We start from the raw sequence: 22,638 nt of genomic DNA on the forward strand, positions 1-22,638 counted from the left end.
GCGCCTTGAGCTTTTTCCCCAATGCCTGCGACACCTGATGACCTGAGCCCGTTGCCTGCTGTTCTGGCCGGGCCACTGCTGCGCCGACTGGAACCGACGCGCCTGGTGCTTTGGCTGGTCGGCAGCCGCGAGCTGTCGCTGACCTTGCGCCTGCAAGGCGTAGGAGACATTCCACTGGATGCCGGGAAATGCACGGTCATTCCTGTGGGCACCGGGGCGTTTGTTCACCTGATCGACGTTGCGCTGGAAACGGCCCTGCCCTGCGACACCCGCATCGACTACGACCTGTTGATCGATGGCCAGCAGCCCATCGCCGACTGGGCGCCACACCTGCTCTACGACAACGCCAGCGGCCCGAACTTCGTCCTGCGCTCGCGCATCGACCAGTTGCTCCACGGTTCCTGCCGCAAGCCGCATCATCCGGCCGCCGACGGTCTGCTCTGCGTTGACCGGTTGCTGGCTGCCGAAACTGATCCGCAGCAGCGCCCCGCGCTGTTGATGATGAGTGGTGATCAGGTTTACGCCGATGACGTGGCCGGTCCGATGCTGCGGGCAATTCATGCCCTGATCGAGCGCCTCGGCCTGTTTGGGGAGCACCTCGAAGGCGCGGTGGTCAGCGACAGCGCGAAGCTCTACGAACACCCGGCCAGTTACTACCACCGTGCGGATTTGCTGCCGGCACTGGAAGGTAACGAGACACTGCGCGAGCGTTTCTTCGGGGGGGCGCGCAAGCCGATCTTCACCAGCAGCAGCGCCGACAATCACCTCGTGACGTTTGCCGAAGTGATGGCGATGTATTTGCTGGTGTGGTCGCCAACCCCTTGGGCACTGGTCAACCCGCAACCGCCAGCGCTGACGACTGAACGCCTCAAGCGCTATGCCCTCGAGCAGACCCGCATTGACGGGTTCAAGGCCGGACTCGGCCAGGTTGCCCGGGCGTTGGCGCACTTGCCGAGCCTGATGATTTTCGATGACCACGACATCACCGACGACTGGAACCTGTCCGCGCAATGGGAGGAAACGGCCTACGGCCACCCGTTCTCCAAACGCATCATCGGCAACGCGCTGATCGCCTACATGCTGTGTCAGGGCTGGGGCAACCATCCGGATGCATTCAGCGCAGTGCTGGAGAAAACCCGAGGCCTGAGCGCGAGCGGTGACGATCGCTACCTCGACGCGCCCGTGCAGGACGCATTGATCGAGGAACTGCTGCGTTTTCAGCAATGGCATTTCGTATTGCCGACCAGCCCGGCGCTGGTGGTGCTCGATACCCGCACCCGACGCTGGCGCAGCGAGATGGCGCTCAAGCAACCGTCGGGTCTGCTGGACTGGGAAGCTCTGAGCGAACTGCAGCAGGAACTGCTCGACCACCCTTCGGCGATCATCGTTTCGCCGGCACCGATCTTCGGTGTGAAGCTGATCGAAACCGTGCAACGAGTCTTCAGCTGGTGCGGTTATCCCCTGCTGGTGGACGCGGAAAACTGGATGGCCCATCGCGGCGCGGCCCAGGTGATCCTGAACATTTTCCGACACTCACGTACACCGGGCAGTTACGTGGTGCTGTCAGGCGACGTGCATTATTCCTTCGTCTACGAAGTCCTGATCCGACATCGCAAGGCCGGCCCGCGCATCTGGCAGATCACCAGCAGCGGCATCAAAAACGAATTCCCGCCGACCCTGCTGGAATGGTTCGACCGCCTCAACCGCTGGCTCTACTCGCCGCGCTCACCGCTCAACTGGCTGACCAAACGCCGCCGCATGCGCATCGTGCCTTATGTGCCCGAGCACGCCGAAGCGGGTGAACGCCTGTGGAATTCGGCGGGGATCGGCCAGGTGTTTTTCAATCAACAGGGACAGCCGAACGACATCATTCAGCACAACGCGAACGGCGCACCGAAGACCCGAATGCTGGCGCCGGATTTGTCGGACTACCCTGATTAAAAAAAATGGCTGCCGAAAAAACGGCAGCCATTTCAGACGCGACCGGGACAATCAGCTTTCGCCCAGCACCCGAGCCACCCCTCTGACAATCATCCCCACCTCCCGCTCATCAATCGTCAGCGGCGGCAGCAGCCGGATCGTCTTGCCGCGAGTGACGTTGATCAGCAGTCCATGATCCCGCGCGGCAATCAGTGTCAGGTCGCGGATCGGCTGTTTGAGTTCGATACCGATCATCAGCCCTTGCCCACGAATCGCCAACACATTCGGATTGTCCGCCAGCTCTACACCCAAGCCGGTCAGCAGGCGCTCGCCCTGGACCTTGGCATTTTCCAGCAGGCCTTGTTCCTCGATGATCTCGAGTACGGTGCAACCCACCCGGCATGCCAGTGGATTACCGCCGAAGGTGCTGCCATGGCTGCCGGGGGTGAACAGATCCGCCGCCCGCCCGCGAGCCAGGCAGGCGCCAATCGGCACGCCGTTGCCCAGGCCCTTGGCGAGGGTCATGACGTCGGGAACGATGCCTTCGTGCTGGAACGCAAACCAGCGACCGGTACGGCCGATGCCGGTCTGGATTTCGTCGAGCATCAGCAGCCAGGCGTGGCGGTTGCACAACTCGCGCAGGGCCTTGAGGTAGCCGGGCGGCGCCAGTTGCACGCCGCTTTCACCCTGAATCGGCTCGACCAGAATCGCCACGATCCGCTGGCCATGTTTGCGCTGCACCTGCTCCAGCGCCTGAAGATCGCCGAACGGCACTTTGACGAAATCCCCGGGCAAGTCATTGAAACCCAGGCGCACCGCCGGGCCATCGCTGGCGGACAAGGTGCCGAGGGTACGGCCATGAAACGCGTTGGCCATCACCACCACCAGCGGCTGTTCGATACCTTTGCGCCAGCCGTACAGACGCGCCAGTTTCAGCGCGGTTTCGTTGGCCTCGGCACCGGAGTTGTTGAAGAACGCCCGCTCCATCCCCGCCAGCCGCGTCAGCTTCTGCGCCAGCGATTGTTGCCAGTCGATGCTGTAGAGATTGGAAGTGTGCAGCAGCAATCCCGCCTGCTCGCTGATCGCCGAGACGATGCGCGGGTGCGAATGGCCGACATTGGTCACCGCCACGCCCGCCACCGCATCCAGGTATTCGCGGCCCGCCTGATCCCAGAGTCGGGTGCCCAGGCCTTTGATGAAGCTCAAGTCCAGCGGTTGATAGGTATTCATCAGGGCGGCAGTCATGTCGGCAAACTCCAGCAAGGTGAGAGGTGCTGGCAGTATGGTTATCCACCCGAACTGGATAAACTCGGCAAAACTTCAATCATTTAAAAGCCGGGCTTGATAATGGATCTGTTCCAGTCGATGAGCGTGTACGTCAAGGTTGTGGAGTCCGGAAGCATGACGGCGGCCGCGCTGCAGTGCGAAATGTCCACGACCATGGTGGGCAACCACCTGCGGGCGCTGGAGCAACGGCTCGGTGTGCAACTGTTGCAACGCACCACCCGCCGCCAGCGGCTGACCGAATTCGGCAGCGTTTACTACCAGCGCTGTCTGGAAGTGCTCGGTCTGGTCGCCGACTCCGAACGGCTCGCCGAGCAGACGCTGGATGAACCGCGCGGCATTCTGCGGGTTACTGCGCCGCTGACCTTTGGCGTTGAACGTCTGGCCCCGGCGCTCAGTGAGTTTTCCCTGCAATGTCCGCAGGTCAAACTCGACGTGATCCTGACCAACCGTCGCCCGGACCTGCTGGAAAGCGGTCTCGACGTGGCCTTCCGACTGGGCCACTTCGACCAGTCCAACCTGATCGCCCGCCCCCTGATCGACTACACCCTGACCGTCTGCGCCTCCCCGGAATACGTGGCCCGACGCGGCATGCCGCTCACGCCTGAAGAGCTGCGTCAGCACGACTGCCTGTCCTTCGCCTACCCCGCCGGCGATGACTGGCAATCGGTGGAAAAACAGTGGCGCCTCAGCGGTCCGGACGGAGAAATCATGGTCGACGTCAAAGGCCCGATGCTGATCAACAGCTCCGCCGGCCTGCATCAGGCCGCGCGCACCGGCATGGGCATCGTGATGCTGCCGGACGCGCTGGTGGAGCAGGACCTGCGCGACGGCCGACTGGTCGTCGTGATGCCGGACTACCAGCCGCCAAACCGCCCGATGCATCTGCTCTACGCGCCGGATCGCTACCGGCTGCCGAAACTGCGTCGCTTCGTCGAGTTCGCCATGCAGATGTGGGGCAGACCGTAAGCAACGCGACTACTGTTGGAAATACACCAGGGACGGGATCAACGAATGAACAAAGACATTTCAATACGCGACCTCCTGCCCACGGAAGTGGAGGCGGCAAGGCAGTTTCTCGAGCGGCACGGCTGGGGCCACCGCACCGGCACCGCCGAGCATTTCGCCCAGCTCATCCAGAACTCCCAACGCACCGCCGTTGCATTGAGCGGCCAGCAGATTGTCGGTTTCGCCCGAGGCCTCACCGATGGTTTGTCCAACGGTTACCTGTCGATGGTAGTGGTCGACGGGCAACATCGGCGCGCGGGCATCGGGCGGGCGCTGGTTGAACATGTGATGGGCGACAACACCGACATCACCTGGGTCCTGCGTGCCGGGCGCGAAGGTGCGGAGGCATTTTTTGCCAGCCTGGGGTTTGAAACATCGGTGATCGCAATGGAGCGTTTGCGGTTGAAATAGCCGACGGTTGCCGTGACCCCGGCTATGCTCCACCCTCCTCCTTTTCCAGCATGGATGCTGCGCAATGCTCACGATTCTGCAAAACACCCCGTTGCGGGTTTACCTGATTCTTCTGCTGGTGGTCTGTCTCGGTATCAAGGCATTTTCTCCTCGCCGTGAAAGCCGCGCCTCAATGCTCATAACACCCCCGGCGTTTCTCGCGTGGTCGCTGTACTGCGTGAATCTGACGATCAACCCGGTCTTGTTTTTGAGCATCTGGTTCGGTTCGCTTATGTTGGGTGGAATCTCGGCCTGGCTGGTGTTCTCCCGGCGGGGCGTAGTGCTCGACGACTCCGCGACCGGGCTGATCATGCCCGGCACGGTAAAAACCCTGATCATGTATTTGATGTTCTTTTTCGCAAACTACTACTTCAATTATCAGCATGACGTGCATCCGGAGCTTTCCTCCTCCCCCGACCTGCTGCTGCTCAAGTCCGGTATTGCAGGTTTCATGTGCGGCCTGATCGGTACCCGCTCGTTGAAGCTCTACTGGTCGCTGCGTGACCTGGCGTCCCGGCGGTTGCCGATAAATGCCGTCGCCAATGAATAACGCAGGGCGCTCGCGGTGCCTGGTTACCCATCAGAAAACATCAGGATAAATAATCGGCACCGCCGGCCCCTTGCTCCGTGACAACGCCGCCGCGCTCCCCTAAATTAGTCGGCCTGAAAAAGCCTTCAGCGCTTTCTCGTCTCATCTCAAGTTAAAAAAGTAGTGAAATTTCAATGTCCGATTTCAACACCGCTGAATCCGTAGTCACTCTGTCGTCCAAAGCGGAATACGAAAACTCCATCAATCTTTCACAACACATTCCACAAGCGAAGATCATCAGCGAGATGGTGCTCGACGCGTTTCAATCGACCCGCGAAAGCGAGCAGATCCGCGAACTGCGTGCCGCGATCCGTCAGGCTCACGATCGCTTCGATGACGATCAGGCCTACGAGCTGATGGGTCAGCTCAAGCGCCTGAAGGACGCCGAGGCCGCCGACATCGCCGCCCTCGAAGACCTCAGCAGCAAATTCCCGATCAGCCGCATCCTGTCCAGCTTCAAGGACGATCCGGCGTTCCAGGAAATCGTCTACGGCCTGGCCCTCAAAGTGCTGAACCAGACCCATCAAGCGATCAGCAACCCGAGCGGCGGCAAGGGCAAAGCCGCACGCGCCAAGAAAGACGTCGAAGTATTCAGCATCAGCAAGGACGGCATCAGCGTGACCTTGCCGATGCGCACACCACGTTCGCGCCTGAGCGTGGATCGCGAGGCGCTGGAATTCCTCGGTTTCACCTTCGTCGGTGAAGGCGATGAGGCGGAAATCGAAGGCGAAACGTTCGTCGACAACGCTGGCACCGAGCACGCGATCAACCGCAAGAACATCATCACCGCCCTGCAACAGCAGACCGCGTTCGACGGTTACAGCATCGCCGCCCAGTAATACCGGCGCTGACGAAAAAGCCCCGCTCTGAAATTCAGGCGGGGCTTTTTGTTGGGCTCTGGTTGGCGATTATGCCGATGGGTGCACGGCGGCAATCATGTCGACTTCGATGGCTGCATTCTTCGGCAACTGATAAACGCCGACGGTGGTGCGAGTGTGACGCCCGACATCGCCCAACACATAACTGAATACATCCGAAGCGCCGTTGGCGACTTCGCTGAGGTCAACGAAATCCGGCGTGGACTTCACGTACACCGTGACCCGCAACAACGCCCTGACCTTGTCCAGCGAACCGACTGCATCGACGATGAACGCCAGGCAACGCATGGCGCTGATGCTCGCGGCGGCTTGCGCATCCTTGAGCGTCAGCTCCAGCCCGACCCGGCCGGGATACTGAATCTTGCCCTCGGTGCGCGGCACCATGCCACTGATGTACAGCTCATCGCGATGACGCACCAGCGGCGCGTAATTGCCGCCCACCGTGTTCTCGCCATTGATGTCGTAATTCAGCTCTTTTGCAAGGGCAATGAAGCGCTCGTCGCAGGTCATCCTCTCAGTCATTTCGCCCAGCCTCTTGATCGATGCATGTCGTTGGATCCGAATCTAGGGCTTTTGCCTACCGACCGCAACCTGTCGATTTCGAGCGAGTCGCTTCGGGAGAATGGCTGGTTACCGCGCCCTTTCGGGAGAAGGTCTGTCGGCGACAATTGACGTCGTTTCTCCAGCATCCGAGCAACAAAAAACCCCGCTCATCTCTCGATGAACGGGGTTTCTCGTACAACGTTCGAACCTTACGGCGCGTACGTCAGCAGCAGCTCGGTCGGCACCTTGAAGTCCAGGGACATCATGACGCTCAGCGCGGTGATGGTGAAGATCGAGAACACGAACAGCTTGCGTGCCCAGACCGTGTCATCCACCGCCTTGTAGCCGGTCCAGGCCATGTACAGCCAGTACATGCCCATGGCCGCGGCGACGGCGAGGTAGCTCATGCCGGCGTAACCGCTGAAGGTCAGCATCAAGGTCGCCACGAGGAAGGCCAGGATGTAGAACAGGATGTGCTTCTTGGCCACCTGGATCCCGCGCTTCACTGGCAGCACCGGAATCGATGCGGCCAGGTAATCATTGAAGCGGAAGATCGCGATGGCGTAGGAATGCGGCATCTGCCACAGACTGAACATCACCAGCAGGGTCAGCGCGGCCATGTCGAAGCTGTTGGTCACGGCCACGTAACCGATCACCGGCGGCATGGCGCCCGACAGACTGCCCACCAGCGTGCCGTGAACCGACTTGCGCTTGAGGTACAGGCTGTAGAAGCCGACGTAGATGATGAAGCCGATCACGGCGAACAATGCAGCCAACGGGTTGGCCACCTTGTACAGCAACGCAACGCCGGCGACACCCAGGACGGTCGCATAGACCAGGGCCAGTTTCAGGGAGATCAAGCCCTGGACCAGCACCCGGTTCTTGGTGCGTTCCATCTTCAGGTCGATGTCGCGGTCGATGCAGTTGTTGAACACGCAACCGGAGGCCACGACCAGGGAAGTGCCGATCATGGCGGCCAGGAACACCGCCAGATCTACATGCCCTTTCGAGGCCAGGAAGAACCCGCCTGCCACAGAAAGCACGTTACCGAAAATGATCCCCGGTTTGGTGATTTGGATAAAGTGCTTGAGCGACATCGGGTTTACCTCACTTCGCCATCATGTAGGTGTGGATGCTGAACATGATCCACAGCGACAGACCGACCAGCAGCACGATCACGATGGCCGTAAAGACGAACGCAATCACGTTGTTACGTTGAGCGATGGAACGGTCCAGGTGCAGGAAGTAATACAGGTGAACGATCACCTGGATCACGGCGAACAGCAGGACGATTGCCAGCGTCGTCGACTTCGGCAGGGTTGGGTACATCACCAGGCCGAACGGGATGACGGTCAGGATTACCGACAGGATGAAGCCGATGGCGTACGACTTTACGCTGCCGTGGCCAGCATCATGGCTGTCATGGGAGTGTGCATTAGCCATTACAGGGTCCCCATCAGGTAAACAACGGTGAATACGCAGATCCACACCACGTCCAGGAAGTGCCAGAACAGGCTCAGGCAGCTCAGACGGGTCTTGTTGGTCGCCGTCAGGCCGTGCTTGTTGACCTGGTACATCATGATGCCCATCCAGATCAGACCGGCGGACACGTGCAGACCGTGGGTACCGACCAGCGTGAAGAACGCCGACAGGAAGCCCGAACGGCTAGGACCGAAGCCCTCGGAGATCAGCAGGTGGAACTCGTTGATCTCCATGGCGATGAAGCCTGCGCCGAGCAGGAAGGTCATGAACAACCAGCCCAGAACCTGCTGCTTCTTACCCTTGTACAACGCCAGCATGGCGAAGCCGTAGGTGATCGAACTGAACAACAGCAGAGCGGTTTCGCCCAGCACGTATGGCAGTTCGAAGATGTCGTGGCCCGACGGGCCACCGGCGACGTTGTTTACCAGTACCGCGTACACCGCGAAGATCGACGCAAACAGAATGCAGTCGGTCATCAGGTAGAGCCAGAAACCGTATACGGTCATCTCGCCCGAGTCGTGGTGATGGTCATCGTGCCCATGGTCATGACCATGGGCGTGTCCAGCATTGGTCACTAAGTTCGACATTGTTTAAGCCTGTTCCAACTTGGTTTCAACACGGGTTGCGGAAGCAGGGATCTTCCCGGCCGCTACCAGACGCTTGTGCTGCTCGGCTTCGATGCGCTCGATCACATCGACCGGCACCATGTAGCCCTGATCGTCACGTGCTGCGTGGATCACGAAGTAGATGACAGTGCCGGCCAGGCTGGCGATCGCCAACCACCAGATGTGCCAGATCATCGCGAAACCGAACACGGTCAGCAGTGCGCCCATTACCACGCCAGTGGCGGTGTTGTTCGGCATGTGGATCGGTTCGTACTTGGCCGGAGCCTTGTACGCGGTACCGTTTTCCTTGGCCTCGGTGAACGGATCGATGCAGTCTGCTTTTGGCAGTACAGCGAAGTTGTAGAACGGAGGTGGCGACGAGGTCGACCATTCCAGGGTATGGGCATTCCACGGGTCACCGTGTTCGCACATGTTTTCCGGCTTGTTGCGGTCACGTACCGACACGTACAGCTGGATCAGCTGGCAAGCGATACCCACAGCGATCAGGATCGCACCGAACATGGCAACGTACAGGTACGGTACCCACTCAGGGTTGGTGGTGGCGTTCAGACGACGGGTCATGCCCATGAAGCCCAGAGCGTAGAGCGGCATGAACGCGACGAAGAAGCCCGAGATCCAGAACCAGAACGCTGCTTTACCCCAGCCTTCGTGCAGCTTGAAGCCGAACGCTTTCGGGAAGTAGAAGCCGAAGCCTGCGATGTAGCCGAATACCGCGCCGCCGATGATCACGTTGTGGAAGTGAGCGATCACGAACAGGCTGTTGTGCAGAACGAAGTCAGCACCCGGGATGGCCAGCAGTACGCCGGTCATGCCGCCGATGGCGAAGGTCACCATGAAGCCCAGGGTCCACAGAACCTGACTGGTGAAGCGCAGACGGCCCTGGTAGATGGTGAACAGCCAGTTGAACAGTTTCACACCCGTCGGGATGGAAATCAGCATCGTCGCCAGACCGAAGAAGGCGTTGACGCTGGCACCCGAACCCATGGTGAAGAAGTGGTGCAGCCAAACCATGAAGCCCAGTACCGAGATCGCGCCCGAGGCGTAGATCATCGAGTGGTGGCCGAACAGTTTCTTGCCGGTGAAGGCCGAGATGACTTCCGAGAAAATGCCGAACGCCGGCAGGATCAGGATGTAAACCTCAGGGTGGCCCCACGCCCAGAACAGGTTGACGTACATCATTGGATTGCCACCAAGTTCATTGGTGAAAATGTGGAAATCCATGTAACGGTCAAGGGTCAGCAGTGCCAGGGTAGCGGTCAGGATCGGGAACGAAGCCACGATCAGAACGTTTGCCCAGGTGCAGGTCCAGGTGAAGATCGGCATGTCCATCAGCTTCATGCCCGGGGTACGCATTTTCAGCACGGTCGCCAGGAAGTTAACCCCGGTTAACGTTGTACCCAGACCCGATAGCTGTAGCGCCCAGATGTAGTAGTCCATCCCCACGCCAGGGCTGTATTGCAGACCCGACAGCGGTGGATAGGCAACCCAGCCGGTCTTGGCGAATTCGCCGACGCCCAGGGACAGGTTGATCAGCACGACGCCGGACACCAGCAGCCAGAAGCTCAGGGAGTTCAGGAACGGGAACGCAACGTCACGCGCGCCGATCTGCAGCGGCACTGCAAGGTTCATCAGGCCGGTGAAGAATGGCATCGCCATGAAGATGATCATGATCACACCGTGAGCGGTGAAGATCTGGTCATAGTGTTCAGGTGGCAGGTAGCCAGGCGAACCCTCGGTGGCCATGGCCAGCTGGGTACGCATCATGATGGCGTCGGCAAAGCCGCGCAGCAGCATGACCATGGCGACGATGATGTACATCACGCCGATTTTCTTGTGGTCGACCGACGTCAGCCACTCGGTCCACAGGTAAGTCCACTTCTTGAAGTAGGTGATTGCAGCGAACAACGCCAGACCACCGAGCGCGATCATCGAGATGGTGACCATCACGATCGGCTCGTGGAAAGGGATCGCTTCCCAACTTAATTTACCAAACATCGTTTACTCCTCTGCCCCGGCAGCTGAATGCGAATTCGAGTCCATATCCGTTGCCGCCACTTCTTTCTCTTTCTTCTCGTGCTTCAGCGGCTTGCCCGGTTTCATGCCTTCGTACTTGTCGACGATGGTCTGGAACAGGTTCGGCGTGACCGAGGAGTAGAGCTCGACTGGATTGTTCTGGCTTGGCTTGGCAAGGGCTGCGTATTCAGCTGGTTCAAGCTGTTTAGGTGCCTTTTTGACTTCACTTACCCAGGCGTCGAAATCTTCCTGAGAAGTTGCGATCGCTTTGAATTTCATACCGGTGAAACCAGCGCCGCTGTAGTTGGCGGAGATACCGTCCATTTCAGCGTTGCGGTCAGCGATCAGGTGCAGCTTGGTGGTCATGCCCGCCATCGCGTAGATCTGGCCGCCCAGGCCCGGGATGAAGAACGAGTTCATCACCGCGTCCGAAGTGATCCGGAAGTTAACCGGGGTGTGCGCCGGGAACACGATCTTGTTGACCGTGGCGATGCCTTGTTCCGGGTAGATGAACAGCCACTTCCAGTCCAGCGCGACCACTTCGATGGTCACCGGCTTGACGTCGGATTCGATCGGACGATACGGATCCAGCGAGTGGGTCGACTTGTAGGTGATGTAACCCAGGGCAATGATGATCAGGACCGGGATGGTCCAGACTGCCACTTCGATCTTGGTCGAGTGCGACCATTTCGGGGTGTAGACGGCGTTCTTGTTCGAGGCGCGGTACTTCCAGGCGAACAGGAAGGTCATGACGATGACCGGCACAACAACCAACAGCATCAGCAGCGTAGCGGTGATGATCAGGTTGCGCTGTTCCAGGCCGACCTGGCCCGTTGGATTGAGCAAGGTCATGTTGCAGCCTCCCAGCAACAACGTGCCGAGCAGCGGCACTAGGCCTAGTAATCTGGGGTACCTGTTTTTACTCATCTCACGACCTCTAAAGCAGCTTGCGCAATGCAGTTGGGTTTTGATCGCCAACACTTCACCCTGCCAAGGGTTGGCATTTTCTTTGGATTGAATAAGGGCCGCCCGTCGCGCGTCAGACGCTCGACAAAACCTGGGACAGCGTTCAGTTCTTATTCGAATTCGTGGTCAAAGGCCTTGTTACAGACCAATTCCATTTGGTGCGGAAAGTTGGAAGGCACCGACACCTGGGTGTCTCGCATGCCTCTCGGCTGCTCGACACCCGACTTCCTGCTCGCCTCCTTAATAAAGGCTGAACAGTGCCGGGAATTCAGTGCGGGCGATTGTAGATAGGTAGCGCCCTATACACCATGTCTTATCCCGAAATAATTTTTATCGCTCAGAGCAACAATCCATCACCGTTTTTGCAAAAGTTCCGCATGTTATCGAAATCGATTCTCAACAAAAACACCAAAAAATGTAGGCCTATCGGCATCAGTTCAGACAGCTCCGAGGGCTTTTTCCCACCGCGCGATCCGCGCAAAGCCCGATATGCCAAGGCTTTTGGCCATCTGTCGGAGTCTGTTAAAACTGCCTGATCCGGCACACGCGTGCAAAAACCGAAAAACGCTGAAACAGACCAATCCTTTTTTGTAACAGCACTCCAATCCGGCCCTGTGAATCGCCCTGCGACAGGGCGTGTGTGACAACATGTCGCACACCTGTCGCACCCTTCCTTGCCGTTCGTCACGGTGTTTTCACACAGACCCTGAAATGCAAAACGCCTCGAGTCGCATCACTGCAAATCGAGGCGTTTGTTTTATCGGCGCAAGCGCCGAAAAATTGATTCAGCGCAGTGCTTTTCGGTTACGCGAGGTCAGCAGCGGCACCAGAATCACCACCAGCACGAAGGCCACCAGCGCCCATTGCGCCAGCGACAGGCCGAGGATCGGCGGGTACGGCGTCGAACAGAAACCGTCGACCTGGAAGCCCAGCGGGAAGATCTTCGCCAGCGGCAGATCATCGACGATCGGCTGCAACACATCGATGCCGCAACTCACCGCCGGATAAAACTGGGTGTACACGTGATGCCCGGCAACACCGGCCCCGGCGATGGCACAAATCACCACCAGCACCTCGAACACCGTGATGCTGCGGCGGGTACGCATGGCCGCGCCGATGAACGCGAACAGCGCGATCAGCAGCAACGCATAACGCTGCAGGATGCACAGCGGGCACGGTGCCTCGCCCAGCACGATCTGCATGTACAGCGCGCCGCCGATCAGCGCCAGGCAGATGATGCCCAGCAACACCAGATAGCGCCGTTCACGTCCCAATCGAATCGTTTCCTCGCTCATCGCGTTTCCCTTTCATGTCCATGGTTCAGCTGGCCGGCGGCTGCGCTTGCAGTTGCGCCATCAGGCTGATGTTGTCTTCGATATGCCAATTGGCCGCGATGCGACCGTTGTCGATCTGATAGATATCGGTAGCCCGGAAGTCTACACGCTGGCCCTGCCCTTTGAGAGCCTTGAACGTGCCGGTGAAATGCCCGCGAAAGTGCAGATGCACCACCACGCGATCCCCGGCGACGATCATTTGCTCGATCTCGCAACTCAAGTCCGGCACCGCCGTGCGAAAGAACTTCGATGCCAGCAGTGGCCCGGTCGGCCCCTGCACCCGGCCTTCCGGCGGGGTCTTGTCGACAAACTGCGGCGACAGGGCCGCAGTGGCCAGCGCCTCTTCGCCGGTGTTCCAGAAACTGCCGTAACGCCGTGCCGCCAGTTCCATCGCATCACGCTGCGCCTTGGGCAGGCTCTGATCGACGATCAGGGTCCGGGGTTCGATCAAGGCAGACTCGGCAAAGGCAAACGGGCTGGACAGCAAGGCAACCGACAGGCCCAACGTGGCCAGGCTGAAACGACGGGAAGAGGCGAAGTGCGACATGGGGCGATCCTGATCATGTAAACGAACGAGCGCCTATCATCAGCATCGGGGAATAAACGATAAACCGGTTAAGAAACGATTAACCTTTAAACAGAATTTAAGAATCAAGACCGCATAACGGCCAATCGTCGGATCGCCGCCCGGAGCAGGCTCGCTCCCACAACGGATTGCATTCCAGTGTGGGAGCGAGCTTGCTCGCGAATGAAGGCGACTCGATTCCGGATTATTCCAGAGCAGCAGCCGGCCCGAAGAACTCATACCGGCTCTGCTTCTCCGGCACGCCCAGCGCCTTCAGATGACGCTTGATCGCCCCCATGAAGCCTTTGGGCCCAAGGAAGTAGGCGTCCACATCACGCTCCGCCGGCAACCACTCGCCCAGTTGCTCCTCGCTCAACAACCCGACCTTGTCCGCCGCCGGGCTCACGCCGTCATCTTCGGCGTAGCAATAGAAGCGCTTGAGCTGCGGATGACGCGCGGCGAGCCCGTCGATCCAGTCACGGAACGCATGCACGCTGCCGTTGCGGGCACTGTGGATGAAGTAAACCGGACGCTCGGTTTCCAGTGCCGCTTCCAACATCGCCAGCGTCGGCGTGATACCGACGCCGCCGCTGATCAGCACCAACGGTTTGTCGCTGGCAGTCAGGGTGAACTCGCCCGATGGCGGGAACAGTTGGATGCTGGAACCGACATGCAACTGATCGTGCAAATAATTGGAAGCTCGGCCACCCGGTTCACGCTTGACGCTGATGCGGTACTGACCTTTGTTGGCCAGGGCCGACAGCGAGTAGTTACGGCGGATTTCTTCGCCGTCGAGCATCAGCTTCATGCCGATGTACTGACCGGGCTCGGCTGCCAGGATCGGGCCCTTGTCCGCCGGCTCGAAGTAGAACGAAGTGATTTCCGCACTCTCTTCGACCTTGGCTGCGACGATGAACTCCCGCGCCCCGCGCCAGCCGCCGACGGCTTGCTCTTTCTGGTCATAAATGGCGGTTTCGGCGCCGATCAGGATCTCGGCCAACTGACCGTAGGCCGCGCCCCAGGCGCTCATCACTTGCGGGGTGGCGATCTCTTCGCCGAGCACTTCGCTGATCGCGCGCAGCAGGCAGGCGCCGACGATCGGGTAGTGTTCGGGCAGAATTTGCAGGGCCACGTGCTTGTTGATGATCTTCGCCACCAGATCGCCCAATTGGTCGAGCTGATCGATGTGACGGGCGTACATCAACACGCCGTTTGCCAAGGCGCGAGGCTGGTCACCGCTGGCCTGGTGGGCCTGGTTGAACAGCGGGCGGACTTGCGGGTATTCGGAGAGCATCATGCGGTAGAAATGGGTGATCAGCGCTTCACCGCCGCTTTCCAGCAGAGGCACAGTGGATTTGACGATGGCACGATCCTGGACGCTAAGCATAAGGGTGACTCCTGAGCTTTCTCTAAAAGTGCCTTATCCATTCCAGTATTCGTGCCAACTATTTTTTCTATACAAATCAATCACTTGAAAAGTATGTAGTCAGATCGACACAAACACCTCTATAGTCGCTTCGACTACAACATGTCTCTTTGACTACAAATCTATGTCCGCCAAATCATTGCTCACCGCCCTGCTCCCACTGGTCTCCGACCTGTCCCGCGAACTGCCCGAAGGCGAGCGCTACCGACGCCTGCTCGAAGCCATGCGCGCCCTGCTGCCGTGCGACGCTGCGGCCCTGCTGCGTCTCGACGGTGAATGGCTGGTGCCGCTGGCGGTGGACGGTTTGAGTACCGATACCCTCGGCCGCCGCTTCAAGGTCAGCGAACATCCGCGTTTTGAAGTGCTGCTGGCCGGCGAAGGGCCCACCCGCTTCGCCGCCGACAGCGATCTGCCCGATCCGTATGACGGACTGGTCGACGGCCTCGACGATCACCTCGAAGTTCACGATTGCCTCGGTTGCCCGTTGTTCGTCGATGAAAAACTCTGGGGGCTGATCACCCTCGACGCCCTCGATCCCGAACGTTTCGAACCGATCGAACTCGACGCCCTGCAAGCCTTCGCCAGCCTCGCCTCGGCCACGGTCAATGCCGCCGAACGCATTGAGCGCCTGGCGATTCGTGCCGAGGACGAACACCAGCGCGCCGAGGTCTATCGCCAGGCCAGCGGCCAGCAGAACCGCGAAATGATTGGCCAGAGCAAGGCGCATAAACGGCTGGTGGAAGAAATCAATCTGGTCGGTGGCAGCGACCTGACCGTGCTGATCACCGGCGAAACCGGGGTCGGCAAAGAGCTGGTGGCCCAGGCGATCCACGCCGCTTCCAAGCGCGCCGACAAACCGATCATCAGCCTCAATTGCGCAGCCCTGCCGGACACGCTGGTGGAAAGCGAACTGTTCGGCCATGTGCGCGGCGCCTTTACCGGCGCCACCAGCGACCGACGCGGCAAGTTCGAACTGGCCAACGGCGGCACGCTGTTTCTGGATGAAGTCGGCGAGTTGTCGCTGACCGTCCAGGCCAAGCTGTTGCGGGTGTTGCAGAGCGGCCAGTTGCAACGTCTGGGTTCGGACAAGGAGCATCAGGTCGATGTGCGCCTGATCGCCGCGACCAACCGCGACCTGGCCGAAGAAGTGCGCAGCGGCCGCTACCGCGCCGACTTCTACCATCGCCTCAGCGTCTACCCGTTGCGGGTGCCGGCACTGCGTGACCGGGGGCGCGACGTGTTGCTGCTCAGCGGCTATTTCCTGGAGCAGAACCGCTCGCGCATGGGCCTTAACAGCCTGCGCCTGAACAGCGACGCCCAGGAAGCGCTGCTGGCCTACACCTGGCCGGGCAATGTGCGGGAACTGGAGCATTTGATCGGACGCAGCGCACTGAAGGCGCTGGGTAACTGCAAGGTGCGGCCGAAGATCCTCAGCTTGAGCGCGATGGATCTCGATCTGCCGCGCGAGATTGTGGATAACTCGCCGGCGCCGTCTGAAGCGACTGCCACTGCGCCATTGATCAGCGGTGACCTGCGTGCAGCCACCGAGCAGTATCAGCGGCAGTTGATCAGTGCAGCGCTTGAGCGCAATCAGGACAACTGGGCCAGCGCCGCCCGCGAACTGGGGCTGGACCGGGCGAACCTGGGGCGGCTGGCCAAGCGGTTGGGGATGAAATAAAAGTCCCGCCGTCGGATTGGCGCCAGAATCCCTAAAGCCTGCCGGTTACAAGTCGATAACCCGGCATCGATACCTGCTGGCGATCCGTGCGATCGCCGCTCACCTTTTCCACAGAAGGTTTTTATGTCTTCCAACAAAGCCCGCGCAGATTCACTTTCGCTTCTGCTGTTTACCTTGCGCAGCGGCAAGCTGATGGCGATCAACCTGCTGAAGGTCAGTGAAATCATCCCCTGCCCGCCGCTGACCAAGCTGCCGGAGTCGCACCCGCACGTCAAAGGCATCGCCACTCTGCGCGGTGCTTCGTTGTCGGTGATCGACCTGAGCCGCGCCATCGGCGAGCGGCCGCTGGAAGACCCGAACGGCGGCTGCCTGATCGTCACCGACGTCAGCCGTTCGAAACAGGGTCTGCACGTACAGGCGGTGAGCAAGATCGTGCATTGCCTGACCACCGACATCAAACCGCCGCCGTTCGGCTCCGGCGGTTCGCGCGCCTACATCACCGGCGTGACCTCGGTGGACGGCACGCTGGTACAGGTGCTGGACATCGAAAAAGTCATCCACGGCATCGCCCCGGCGCAGATCGAAATGGCCCCGACCGAGCTGAGCATGGAAGACGCCGAAGTGCTGGGCAACGCGCGAATCCTGGTGGTCGACGACAGTCAGGTGGCGCTGCAGCAATCGGTGCACACCCTGCGCAACCTCGGCCTGCAGTGCCATACCGCGCGCAGCGCCAAGGAAGCCATCGACTGCCTGCTGGACCTGCAAGGCACGGCGCAGCAGATCAACCTGATTGTCTCGGACATCGAAATGTCCGAGATGGACGGTTACGCCTTCACCCGCACCCTGCGCGAAACCCCGGACTTCGCCCACCTCTATGTGCTGCTGCACACCTCGCTGGACAGCGCGATGAACAGCGAAAAGGCCCGCCTCGCCGGGGCCAACGGCGTGCTGACCAAGTTCTCCTCGCCCGAGCTGACTCACTGCCTGATCGAAGCGGCCAAGCATGTCGCTGCTCACGGCCACTGAGTCTTGAGCGAGACGTTCTGTTTTCTGATGCGGCGCGACCTGAACCAGGACGTGCCGGCCATCGAATGGCCGAACGGTACCAAACTCACCCCCTACAGCGCCGAACGCGCGGCCGTCGTGCATGAACTGATGCTGATCGGCTACCGCGAAGGCGGTGGTCGGGTGCCGGCGCTGGACGTCTGGCAACAGCAGTTCGAAAACGATCCGGAATACGATCCGGCACTGTGTTTCATTGCAAGCGATGCCGCAGGCGTCATTGGCGTGGCGCAATGCTGGACCAGTTCCTACATCAAGAATCTGGTGGTGCATCCTCGCGCCCAGGGCCATGGACTGGGTCGGGCGTTGCTGCTGCATGCGTTCAAGGTATTTCAGGATCGGCGTGAAGGGTTTGTCGACCTGAAGGTGCTGGAGAGCAACCATCGGGCCCTGAGCTTGTACGAAAGGTCTGGAATGTATGTGGTCCGCCGGGAACTGGTGCCGGACTGACAGACTGCCATTGCTGGCAAGCCAGCTCCCACAGGTTTCCGGGTGTTTGCAAAATCTGAATACGTCATCAATCCCCTGTGGGAGCGGGCTTGCCCGCGATGACGGCCGCAAGACAACTTTCCCCGCTCAGGCATACTCCAATCCTGGACTGAACCCAAGGATGCCCGAACCATGAAACGCCTCGCCCTCTCCGTACTTTGCCTCATCGCCCCATTGACCCACGCCTCCAGCCCCGACGCCTGGGCGGCCTACGACAAAACCGTGCTCGCCAGTTGCACCAAGGCCAGCGGCCTGAAAAACGCCAAACCAGTCGGTAACGCCGCGCAATTCGATGACCGCGTCGGCTACACCGCGCTGTTGCTGCAAGGCCAGTACCCGCAAAAACACATGAAGGGCCAGCAAGGCACCGAGCTGTGCCTGTACAACAAAAAGTCGAAAACCGCGTTTGTCACCGAGTGGGACTCGATCCGCCCGACTGCCAAACCCTGAGCGAGTGGCGCACAACTTGCTTCACTCCGGGCCTGTACGGCGGCTTTATGTCGCCGATTCACACCCTGATTGAAGATTGCCCGCTCAATGAATACGACCTTTTCCTGCGTAGGCTGCGGCAAATGCTGCACCGATCACCATGTGCCCCTGACCCTGGCCGAAGCCCGTATGTGGGCGGCCGACGGCGGTCAGGTGATCGTGCTGGTGGAGGCGTTTCTCGCCAACGGCCTGGGCCTCCCGGAACAGCAGCGCGAACATGCGCAACGTCGTTCGGCGGTGGTGCGCAGCGGAATGTCCGACGCCCATGTGGCAATCACTTTTGCCGCCTACAACGTCGGCCCCTGCCGGAATCTTGACGAAGACAAGCTGTGCCGCATCTACGAGCGCCGGCCGCTGGTGTGCCGCATCTACCCCGCCGAAATCAATCCGCACATTGCGCTGAACCCTGCCGCCAAGGACTGCCCGCCAGAGTCGTGGGAGCAAGGGCCGGACCTGATCGTCGGTGGTGAACTGGTGGATCAGGAACTGCTGACACTGATCCAGCGCTCCCGTCAGGCAGATCGCGACGACATCCGGATCAAGGATGCGATCTGCGGTTTGCTCGGCATCCGCACCACCGCGCTCAAGGGCGACGGGTTCACCGCATACCTGCCGGACATGAGCGCGTTTGCCTCGGTGATCGATCAGGTCACGTCGCAGCCACTGACTGCCGGCCACAGCGAATGGCTGTTCCATGTCTCCGGCGACGACATCGCCGGGCAAGTGCGCGCGGCCGGAGCACAAGTGGTGTCCGAGCCGCCGCAGACTTACGCGTTCATTTCGTTGCGGGCGGCCTAAACGCCCTGCCGCCGCCCCCAGAACTCCCGCGCCAGCGAACGCAAATCCCCCGCCAGCCCCGCCACATCCTGTGAGTTGAGCTGGCTCTGGCGCCCTTCATCCACAGTCAGCTCGCAAGCCGTGCGAATGCTGACGATGTTGCGGTTGATGTCCTCGCTCACCGCGCTCTGTTCTTCGACCGCTGCGGCAATCTGCAGACTCATCTCGGTAATCTGCTCGACCCGCCCGCTGATCCCGTCCAGCGCCCGCGCCGCACGTTGCGCCTGTTCGACGCTGTTATCCACATGCTCGCTGCTCTGCTGCATCACCAGCACCGCATCCCGCGCACCGTTCTGCAGGGTGCTGATCATCCGTTGAATCTCGTTGGTCGACTGCTGGGTGCGCTGGGCCAGCCCCCTCACCTCGTCGGCCACCACCGCGAACCCACGCCCGGCATCCCCGGCCCGGGCCGCTTCGATCGCCGCGTTGAGCGCCAGCAGATTGGTCTGCTCGGCGATGCTGCGAATCACCTCCAGCACCCCGGAAATCTCGCTGCTGTGGCCTTCGAGCTGATGAATCACCTCTGTCGCCCGGCCCAACTCTTCCGCCAGTCGCAACACCGCACTGCGACTCTCGCCGACCAACAGATGCCCCTCACGGGTTTCCGTCCCCGCCATATCAGCCGCCACCGACGCTTGCTGCGCATGGCTGGCCACCTCCGCCACACTGGCCGCCATCTGATGAATCGCCGCCGCCACCTGATCGGTTTCCGCCTGCTGCGCCAGCGTACTGGTATGACTGCTGTGCAGATGATCGGCCAACTGCGCCGCATGCCCGGCCAGCCGTTGCGACGCATCACCGATCCGCCCGACCACCGCACCGACCTGCGCTTCAAGCATCTGCAAGGCAAACTCGATCTGCCCGAACTGATCCCGCCGCCCGGTATAAATGCCCTGGCTCAACGGGTTATCAGCAATCACCCGAGCACGCTCGGTCAGCCGCTCCAAGGGCCCCAGTAACCAACCCACGCCCAGCGCACACGCCCCACTGCCAGCCACCAGCGCAGCGGCTTCGATGCCCATGGATTCAGGCCGCAGCCAGGCTTCCATCCCCAGCACCACCGCCAGCACCGAACTGGTCAACGCCATGATCTTCGCCCGCAAACCCAACACCGGCAGCCGCTGCCACCGCGCCACCCGCCCCTCGCGCAACTGCGCATACGCCCGCTCCGCCGCCGCAATCTGCCGTGCATCCGGCCGCGTGCGCACCGACTGAAACTCCACCGCCGCACCATTCTGCGTAACCGGCGTGACATAGGCACTGACCCAATAGTGATCACCGTTCTTGCAGCGATTCTTCACCAGCCCCATCCACGACCGCCCGCGCTTGAGCGTCTGCCACATATGGGCAAACGCCTGCGCGGGCATGTCCGGATGACGCAGCAGGTTATGCGGCGTGCCCAGCAGCTCATCGCGGCTGTAACCGCTGATCTTGATGAAGTCGTCGTTGGCGTAGGTGATCGCGCTGGTCAGATCGGTGGTCGAGAGAATGTTCGCATCCGGCGCAACATCAACATTGCGCCCGGTCACCGGGAGATTGATCTTCATGGAAAGCGCGCTCGTTTTATTGGAAAGAGTCGGCAGGGCTGCTGACTCTAAGCGCACTCATCGGTTAAACGTTGATCTGGCTCAGGAACTGAGCAATTAGCCATCACTGTGACCGAAAATCACAGCGACGGCCGAGGCCGGAATGAATCAGCGCTTGCCCATCGAACGGCGCGTGCCCGACGGCGCCACACCCGGGGTCCTGGCGTGACGGTCACCGTCCTTGCCCTTGAACTGCGGCTGCCTGGCGCCTTTGGCGGCGGCCAGCTCACCTGGCTTGAACGGAAACTTGAAGGCAGGAATGGTCGGTTTGGATTCGCCGGCCTCGGCCAGCTCTGCCGGGACATCGCTCACAGCGTTGTCGATTGGGGAAGTCATGAAAGCTCCGGGAAGCAAAAGTCCGGCCCGGTGGATGAGCCGCGAAGGCGCGCAGTATACCTGCGCGCGCAGACTTTAAAGAGTCCCCGAAAGGGCATGACCGGTGCCTTTTCGGGACTCTTCGACTAGCGGATCACGTTGGCGGATCAACCCGATCCAGCGCCCGATTCACTGCAAGCTCAGCCAGCATGATGATCTGCTGGATCCCGAGCGCCGTACTGCGCTGCGGGCCTGTGAGTTCGTTGGCGAAATTGCTGGCGATGGTACTGGCCGAGGCCAGGGATTCGCAGGCATTGACCAACAGGCTTTCGGTATCGACGTTGGGAGTGACCATGTACATCGTGCTCGGGCGTGGTTTCGAGGGCTTCGGGCAAAGGTAATAGTCGAGGGCGCGTTTGATGGCTTCGCGGTTACGGGCGAGGTCTTCGGCGCGCATGGCTTCTTCGAGGGGGTGGGGGATTCGTAGGGTGGATCGGGTATCAGTTTGTCCATGAAAAACTCCTACTTGGCTATGGAGCCATCCCTCGTCGTTTCCACACGACAAAAGGTGGCAGCTGTACGCAGGGTGGAAAACCGATAAGTAGGCAACCGGCCAGACCGAAGTCTGCCTGCGCACAGCCGCCGCGACGCAGTTTGCAGACGAAAGAAGACGTCGGCAACGGTTACGGGGAGAAGCTTTGCAACTACTTGAAATCAGGTTTCCACACCTGTTCGCTGAATTGGCAGCGACAGCCAAAGACTAGAGAGCGTGCTTCCGACGGACAACCTGAAAACCTTGTGGGAAGGTTCAGTGAATCCCACACATCTTTAAACATTCGAAAATGGAACGCGGAGCGTCCCGGGCTGCATTCCCACGCGGAGCGTGGGAACGATCAAAAGCACTGCAACAACAAACGGTACCCCCCCCCCACATTTCCAAACATCCGAAAATGGAACGCGGAGCGTCCCGGGCTGCATTCCCACGCGGAGCGTGGGAACGATCAGAGCAAAAGCAGTCCGCTTTCTGCTTTCTGCTTTCTGCTTCTAACCACTCAACACAATGAGCGTTAGCTCGAGTACCGCTTTTGACGTGCCGGC

22 protein-coding genes and 2 pseudogenes are annotated in these 22,638 nt (G+C 60.3%); 10 read left to right on the top strand and 14 right to left on the bottom strand.

Features of this window, described 5'->3' with window-relative positions; genetic code table 11:
- The first annotated feature begins 21 nt into the window (after positions 1-21).
- Positions 22-1,941 (top strand): alkaline phosphatase D family protein, encoded by a 1,920-nt coding sequence (locus I5961_RS23060; RefSeq protein ID WP_227233478.1) that lies wholly within the window; start codon positions 22-24, stop codon positions 1,939-1,941.
- A gap of 51 nt (positions 1,942-1,992) precedes the next feature.
- Here I5961_RS23060 and I5961_RS23065 read toward each other — a convergent pair whose 3' ends face one another.
- Positions 1,993-3,165, bottom strand: a complete 1,173-nt coding sequence (locus tag I5961_RS23065) for an aspartate aminotransferase family protein (RefSeq protein ID WP_227233480.1) — start codon at positions 3,163-3,165, stop codon at positions 1,993-1,995.
- A gap of 102 nt (positions 3,166-3,267) precedes the next feature.
- Between I5961_RS23065 and I5961_RS23070 the strand changes: the two genes are divergently transcribed.
- From I5961_RS23070 to I5961_RS23085, 4 genes are all read left to right on the top strand, one after another.
- The gene (locus I5961_RS23070) at positions 3,268-4,173 is read left to right on the top strand and encodes a LysR family transcriptional regulator (protein ID WP_007956710.1); all 906 of its coding nucleotides are present in this window, start codon (positions 3,268-3,270) and stop codon (positions 4,171-4,173) included.
- 45 nt (positions 4,174-4,218) lie between these two features.
- Positions 4,219-4,623 carry a GNAT family N-acetyltransferase gene (locus tag I5961_RS23075; RefSeq protein WP_085699886.1) on the top strand — a complete coding sequence of 135 codons (405 nt, stop codon included), beginning with the start codon at positions 4,219-4,221 and terminating at the stop codon, positions 4,621-4,623.
- A 64-nt stretch (positions 4,624-4,687) separates the two neighbouring features.
- Positions 4,688-5,212 carry a hypothetical protein gene (locus tag I5961_RS23080; RefSeq protein WP_227233482.1) on the top strand — a complete coding sequence of 175 codons (525 nt, stop codon included), beginning with the start codon at positions 4,688-4,690 and terminating at the stop codon, positions 5,210-5,212.
- A 173-nt stretch (positions 5,213-5,385) separates the two neighbouring features.
- Positions 5,386-6,090: a hypothetical protein gene (locus I5961_RS23085; RefSeq protein ID WP_227233483.1), complete on the top strand. Its 705-nt coding sequence runs from the start codon at positions 5,386-5,388 to the stop codon at positions 6,088-6,090.
- A gap of 69 nt (positions 6,091-6,159) precedes the next feature.
- Here the strand turns inward: I5961_RS23085 and I5961_RS23090 are convergent, their stop codons facing one another.
- The 9 genes from I5961_RS23090 to hmpA form a co-directional block, all read right to left on the bottom strand.
- Positions 6,160-6,651, bottom strand: coding sequence for a RidA family protein (locus I5961_RS23090; RefSeq protein WP_085699892.1), 492 nt, complete (start codon positions 6,649-6,651; stop codon positions 6,160-6,162).
- 230 nt (positions 6,652-6,881) lie between these two features.
- The gene (cyoE, locus tag I5961_RS23095) at positions 6,882-7,769 is read right to left on the bottom strand and encodes a heme o synthase (protein WP_039765651.1); all 888 of its coding nucleotides are present in this window, start codon (positions 7,767-7,769) and stop codon (positions 6,882-6,884) included.
- Between the two features lie 10 nt (positions 7,770-7,779).
- Positions 7,780-8,115, bottom strand: a complete 336-nt coding sequence (cyoD, locus tag I5961_RS23100; RefSeq protein ID WP_011335842.1) for a cytochrome o ubiquinol oxidase subunit IV — start codon at positions 8,113-8,115, stop codon at positions 7,780-7,782.
- The gene (locus I5961_RS23105) at positions 8,115-8,741 is read right to left on the bottom strand and encodes a cytochrome o ubiquinol oxidase subunit III (protein WP_007956720.1); all 627 of its coding nucleotides are present in this window, start codon (positions 8,739-8,741) and stop codon (positions 8,115-8,117) included. Before I5961_RS23105 ends, cyoD begins: the two co-directional genes overlap by 1 nt.
- A 3-nt stretch (positions 8,742-8,744) precedes the next feature.
- The gene (cyoB, locus tag I5961_RS23110) at positions 8,745-10,775 is read right to left on the bottom strand and encodes a cytochrome o ubiquinol oxidase subunit I (protein ID WP_085699894.1); all 2,031 of its coding nucleotides are present in this window, start codon (positions 10,773-10,775) and stop codon (positions 8,745-8,747) included.
- 3 nt (positions 10,776-10,778) lie between these two features.
- Positions 10,779-11,720 carry a ubiquinol oxidase subunit II gene (cyoA, locus tag I5961_RS23115; RefSeq protein WP_085606895.1) on the bottom strand — a complete coding sequence of 314 codons (942 nt, stop codon included), beginning with the start codon at positions 11,718-11,720 and terminating at the stop codon, positions 10,779-10,781.
- 824 nt (positions 11,721-12,544) lie between these two features.
- Positions 12,545-13,054, bottom strand: a complete 510-nt coding sequence (locus tag I5961_RS23120; RefSeq protein ID WP_007956723.1) for a disulfide bond formation protein B — start codon at positions 13,052-13,054, stop codon at positions 12,545-12,547.
- A 25-nt stretch (positions 13,055-13,079) separates the two neighbouring features.
- On the bottom strand, positions 13,080-13,640 hold the full coding sequence (locus I5961_RS23125) for an ester cyclase (RefSeq protein ID WP_085701770.1): 561 nt from the start codon (positions 13,638-13,640) through the stop codon (positions 13,080-13,082).
- A gap of 223 nt (positions 13,641-13,863) precedes the next feature.
- On the bottom strand, positions 13,864-15,045 hold the full coding sequence (gene hmpA / locus I5961_RS23130) for an NO-inducible flavohemoprotein (RefSeq protein WP_227233485.1): 1,182 nt from the start codon (positions 15,043-15,045) through the stop codon (positions 13,864-13,866).
- A 163-nt stretch (positions 15,046-15,208) separates the two neighbouring features.
- Here hmpA and norR point away from each other — a divergent pair, with 163 nt between their 5' ends.
- The 5 genes from norR (at position 15,209) to I5961_RS23155 (ending at position 19,600) form a co-directional block, all read left to right on the top strand.
- A complete protein-coding gene (gene norR, locus I5961_RS23135; RefSeq protein WP_085700815.1) occupies positions 15,209-16,762 on the top strand; it encodes a nitric oxide reductase transcriptional regulator NorR in 1,554 nt (517 codons plus the stop codon).
- Positions 16,763-16,885: 123 nt separating this feature from the next.
- On the top strand, positions 16,886-17,788 hold the full coding sequence (locus tag I5961_RS23140; protein ID WP_085700816.1) for a chemotaxis protein CheV: 903 nt from the start codon (positions 16,886-16,888) through the stop codon (positions 17,786-17,788).
- Positions 17,789-17,815: 27 nt separating this feature from the next.
- Positions 17,816-18,274, top strand: coding sequence for a GNAT family N-acetyltransferase (locus I5961_RS23145; protein WP_227235634.1), 459 nt, complete (start codon positions 17,816-17,818; stop codon positions 18,272-18,274).
- Positions 18,275-18,445: 171 nt separating this feature from the next.
- Positions 18,446-18,763 (top strand): hypothetical protein, encoded by a 318-nt coding sequence (locus I5961_RS23150; RefSeq protein WP_085701773.1) that lies wholly within the window; start codon positions 18,446-18,448, stop codon positions 18,761-18,763.
- 87 nt (positions 18,764-18,850) lie between these two features.
- Positions 18,851-19,600: a YkgJ family cysteine cluster protein gene (locus I5961_RS23155; protein WP_227233486.1), complete on the top strand. Its 750-nt coding sequence runs from the start codon at positions 18,851-18,853 to the stop codon at positions 19,598-19,600.
- On the opposite strand, the gene I5961_RS23160 is transcribed toward I5961_RS23155, so the two are convergent.
- The 4 genes and pseudogenes from I5961_RS23160 to I5961_RS23170 all read right to left on the bottom strand — a co-directional run bounded on the left by I5961_RS23160 (position 19,597) and on the right by I5961_RS23170 (position 22,053).
- The gene (locus tag I5961_RS23160) at positions 19,597-20,661 is read right to left on the bottom strand and encodes a methyl-accepting chemotaxis protein (RefSeq protein ID WP_413541600.1); all 1,065 of its coding nucleotides are present in this window, start codon (positions 20,659-20,661) and stop codon (positions 19,597-19,599) included. The genes I5961_RS23155 and I5961_RS23160 overlap by 4 nt on opposite strands.
- Before the next feature lie 243 nt (positions 20,662-20,904).
- Positions 20,905-21,186 (bottom strand): annotated as a pseudogene (locus I5961_RS28935) (PAS domain-containing protein); the annotation flags it as partial.
- Between the two features lie 147 nt (positions 21,187-21,333).
- Positions 21,334-21,561 (bottom strand): hypothetical protein, encoded by a 228-nt coding sequence (locus I5961_RS23165; protein ID WP_227233490.1) that lies wholly within the window; start codon positions 21,559-21,561, stop codon positions 21,334-21,336.
- Between the two features lie 133 nt (positions 21,562-21,694).
- Positions 21,695-22,053: pseudogene (locus tag I5961_RS23170) on the bottom strand (DUF6124 family protein).
- Positions 22,054-22,638: the final 585 nt, after the last annotated feature.

This window comes from Pseudomonas sp. IAC-BECa141, assembly GCF_020544405.1.
GTDB lineage: Bacteria > Pseudomonadota > Gammaproteobacteria > Pseudomonadales > Pseudomonadaceae > Aquipseudomonas.

What these genes read in the sequence shown, in the direction of transcription:
- I5961_RS23060 (WP_227233478.1), top strand. Translation starts at nt 22, where the DNA reads ATGCCTGCGACACCTGATGACCTGAGCCCGTTGCCTGCTGTTCTGGCC.
- I5961_RS23065 (WP_227233480.1), bottom strand. Translation starts at nt 3,165, where the DNA reads ATGACTGCCGCCCTGATGAATACCTATCAACCGCTGGACTTGAGCTTC.
- I5961_RS23070 (WP_007956710.1), top strand. Translation starts at nt 3,268, where the DNA reads ATGGATCTGTTCCAGTCGATGAGCGTGTACGTCAAGGTTGTGGAGTCC.
- I5961_RS23075 (WP_085699886.1), top strand. Translation starts at nt 4,219, where the DNA reads ATGAACAAAGACATTTCAATACGCGACCTCCTGCCCACGGAAGTGGAG.
- I5961_RS23080 (WP_227233482.1), top strand. Translation starts at nt 4,688, where the DNA reads ATGCTCACGATTCTGCAAAACACCCCGTTGCGGGTTTACCTGATTCTT.
- I5961_RS23085 (WP_227233483.1), top strand. Translation starts at nt 5,386, where the DNA reads ATGTCCGATTTCAACACCGCTGAATCCGTAGTCACTCTGTCGTCCAAA.
- I5961_RS23090 (WP_085699892.1), bottom strand. Translation starts at nt 6,651, where the DNA reads ATGACTGAGAGGATGACCTGCGACGAGCGCTTCATTGCCCTTGCAAAA.
- cyoE (WP_039765651.1), bottom strand. Translation starts at nt 7,769, where the DNA reads ATGTCGCTCAAGCACTTTATCCAAATCACCAAACCGGGGATCATTTTC.
- cyoD (WP_011335842.1), bottom strand. Translation starts at nt 8,115, where the DNA reads ATGGCTAATGCACACTCCCATGACAGCCATGATGCTGGCCACGGCAGC.
- I5961_RS23105 (WP_007956720.1), bottom strand. Translation starts at nt 8,741, where the DNA reads ATGTCGAACTTAGTGACCAATGCTGGACACGCCCATGGTCATGACCAT.
- cyoB (WP_085699894.1), bottom strand. Translation starts at nt 10,775, where the DNA reads ATGTTTGGTAAATTAAGTTGGGAAGCGATCCCTTTCCACGAGCCGATC.
- cyoA (WP_085606895.1), bottom strand. Translation starts at nt 11,720, where the DNA reads ATGAGTAAAAACAGGTACCCCAGATTACTAGGCCTAGTGCCGCTGCTC.
- I5961_RS23120 (WP_007956723.1), bottom strand. Translation starts at nt 13,054, where the DNA reads ATGAGCGAGGAAACGATTCGATTGGGACGTGAACGGCGCTATCTGGTG.
- I5961_RS23125 (WP_085701770.1), bottom strand. Translation starts at nt 13,640, where the DNA reads ATGTCGCACTTCGCCTCTTCCCGTCGTTTCAGCCTGGCCACGTTGGGC.
- hmpA (WP_227233485.1), bottom strand. Translation starts at nt 15,045, where the DNA reads ATGCTTAGCGTCCAGGATCGTGCCATCGTCAAATCCACTGTGCCTCTG.
- norR (WP_085700815.1), top strand. Translation starts at nt 15,209, where the DNA reads ATGTCCGCCAAATCATTGCTCACCGCCCTGCTCCCACTGGTCTCCGAC.
- I5961_RS23140 (WP_085700816.1), top strand. Translation starts at nt 16,886, where the DNA reads ATGTCTTCCAACAAAGCCCGCGCAGATTCACTTTCGCTTCTGCTGTTT.
- I5961_RS23145 (WP_227235634.1), top strand. Translation starts at nt 17,816, where the DNA reads ATGCGGCGCGACCTGAACCAGGACGTGCCGGCCATCGAATGGCCGAAC.
- I5961_RS23150 (WP_085701773.1), top strand. Translation starts at nt 18,446, where the DNA reads ATGAAACGCCTCGCCCTCTCCGTACTTTGCCTCATCGCCCCATTGACC.
- I5961_RS23155 (WP_227233486.1), top strand. Translation starts at nt 18,851, where the DNA reads ATGAATACGACCTTTTCCTGCGTAGGCTGCGGCAAATGCTGCACCGAT.
- I5961_RS23160 (WP_413541600.1), bottom strand. Translation starts at nt 20,661, where the DNA reads ATGGGCATCGAAGCCGCTGCGCTGGTGGCTGGCAGTGGGGCGTGTGCG.
- I5961_RS23165 (WP_227233490.1), bottom strand. Translation starts at nt 21,561, where the DNA reads ATGACTTCCCCAATCGACAACGCTGTGAGCGATGTCCCGGCAGAGCTG.